1 protein-coding gene is annotated in these 246 nt (G+C 67.1%); it reads right to left on the bottom strand.

Translation table 11 applies throughout. The features are described from left to right. Positions 1-31: 31 nt before the first annotated feature. Positions 32-246: hypothetical protein (locus tag SB749_RS20445; protein ID WP_410711921.1), on the bottom strand; the 215-nt coding region annotated here is incomplete at its 5' end.

The following is a 246-nucleotide window of genomic DNA, read 5'->3' as shown; positions in this document are numbered from 1 at the left end:
ACGGCCATCGGGGAGAGGATGTTGAAGTCCATCAGCGCCGCTCCCCCGGCAGACCCACCTCATCCCAGCCATCAAGGTGACTGGCGATCCGGTCCACCAGCATGCGCACCACCTGCCCCTGCGCCACCACATGGCGGGTCAGCTCTTCCACCCCCTTGGCCAGCGGGCGATTGTCGAGCATGGCCACCGACTCCGAATGGCTGTGAATGCGCGAGGGGCCGGTGGTCTCGATCTCCCAGCCCCGCT

The organism is Brevibacterium sp. SIMBA_078, from assembly GCF_046534565.1.
In the GTDB taxonomy this organism is placed as follows: domain Bacteria; phylum Actinomycetota; class Actinomycetes; order Actinomycetales; family Brevibacteriaceae; genus Brevibacterium.
Note: the sequence above shows the minus strand (reverse complement) of the source record. Positions and strands in the feature narration are given on the sequence as shown.